Here is a 1,823-nt window from a genome sequence, read left to right on the forward strand (position 1 = left end):
CGCTGGTAGCGGGCCCGCCGGTCGGGGTCGGTGGTGATCTCCTCCCAGGCCGCCACCGGGTCGCCCAGACGGGCGCGCGCCTCGCGGTACATCCGCACGAGAACGCCGCGCGCGTAGGGATAGCGGACACGGGTGGGCGAATAGGTGTACCAGGAGAAGGCGGCGCCGCGCGGACATCCGCGCGGTTCGTATTCGGGGCGGTCCGGGCCGACCGATGGATAGTCGGTGGCCTGCGTTTCCCAGGTGATGATTCCGTCCTTGACGTAGACGTCCCAGGAACACGAGCCCGTGCAGTTCACGCCGTGCGTGGAACGGACCACGCGGTCGTGGCTCCACCGGTCGCGGTAGAAGGAGTCGCCCTGGCGGCCACCCTTCCTGACCTGGGCGCGGTCGCCGTCCAGCGGCTCGGAGCGGGTGAGGTGGTTGCCCAGCGCCAGAAGGGCGTTCCCCGCGCCGCCTTTTTTGCTTTCCGCCGCCATACGGACAACACCCCATTTACCGTTCCTTGGCCCCCAGCGGGGACGCCGGGCCAGAACCCACTGCATTCCGCCAACAAATATGCCTTCTCCGGCGTGAAAAAGGCGCATCCCACACCGGATCGGGTGACAATCGCCTGGAACGGCGGAGGAAGGAATGCGCATATGCGTACGGAATCGGGAAAAAGGGTGTCGCGCCGCGGCACGGCCGGCGGCAACCTCGCGTTGGCCACGGCGGCGTTCACGCTCACCTTCTGGGCGTGGAACCTCATCGGCCCCCTGTCGCGCACCTACACCGAGAACCTGGGGCTGACACCCACGCAGACCTCGATCCTGGTGGCCTTCCCGGTGCTGGTGGGGGCGTTGGGGCGCATCCCCGTGGGCGCGCTGACCGACCGCTACGGCGGGCGGCTGATGTTCACGGCCCTGTGCTTCGCGAGCATCGTGCCGACGTTCCTGGTGGGGGTCTCGGGCGACTCCTACGGGATGCTGCTGCTGTGGGGATTCGTCCTCGGCGTCGCCGGGACGTCGTTCGCGGTCGGCATCCCGTTCGTGAACGCGTGGTACCCGGCGAACCGGCGCGGGTTCGCGACGGGCGTGTTCGGCGCGGGGATGGGCGGCACCGCCCTGTCGTCCTTCCTCACCCCCCGGCTGGTGGGCGCGGTGGGGCTGTTCACCACCCACCTGCTGCTGTGCGCGGCGCTGGCGGTCATGGGCGTGGTGATGTGGCTGATGTGCCGGGACTCGCCGGACTGGCGGCCGCGCACGGAGCCCGCGCTGCCGCGCATGGGGGAGGCCGTGCGGCTGCGGGCGACCTGGCAGGCGTCGCTGCTGTACGCGGTCGCCTTCGGCGGTTTCGTGGCCTTCTCGACCTACCTGCCGACGCTGCTGACGCTGGCCTACGACTACGCGCAGACCGCCGCGGGTCTGCGCACCGCCGGGTTCGCGGTGGCGGCCGTGGCGGCCCGGCCGGTCGGCGGCGTCCTGTCGGACCGGATCGGCCCGGTGCGGGTGTGCCTGATCTCGTTCCTCGGCACCTGCGTGTTCGCGGTCGTGCTGGCCCTGCACCCGCCCGCGGAGTTCCCGGCCGGTGCCGCGTTCGTGCTGATCGCGCTGTCGCTGGGTTTGGGCACCGGTGCCGTGTTCGCGCTGGTGGCCAAGCTGGTGGAGCCGTCGAGGGTGGGCACGGTCACGGGCCTGGTCGGTGCGGCCGGCGGGCTGGGCGGCTACTTCCCGCCGCTGCTCATGGGGGCGGTGTACCAGGCGACCGGGGCCTACACGCTGGGCTTCGTACTGTTGGCGGCGGTCGCCCTGGCGGTGGCCCTGTACACCTGGCGGGCCTTCGCC

At 71.3% G+C, this 1,823-nt stretch carries 1 protein-coding gene and 1 pseudogene; one reads left to right on the top strand and one right to left on the bottom strand.

The window, feature by feature from the left end:
• Positions 1-479 (bottom strand): annotated as a pseudogene (locus DQW06_RS23790) (nitrate reductase subunit alpha); the annotation flags it as partial.
• A 162-nt stretch (positions 480-641) separates the two neighbouring features.
• On the opposite strand from DQW06_RS23790, the gene DQW06_RS23795 reads away from it, so the two are divergent.
• The coding region (locus DQW06_RS23795) for a nitrate/nitrite transporter (protein ID WP_157983583.1) at positions 642-1,823 on the top strand (1,182 nt) is incomplete at its 3' end.

The organism is Nocardiopsis sp. TNDT3 (assembly GCF_003427465.1).
Lineage (GTDB): Bacteria > Actinomycetota > Actinomycetes > Streptosporangiales > Streptosporangiaceae > Nocardiopsis > Nocardiopsis dassonvillei.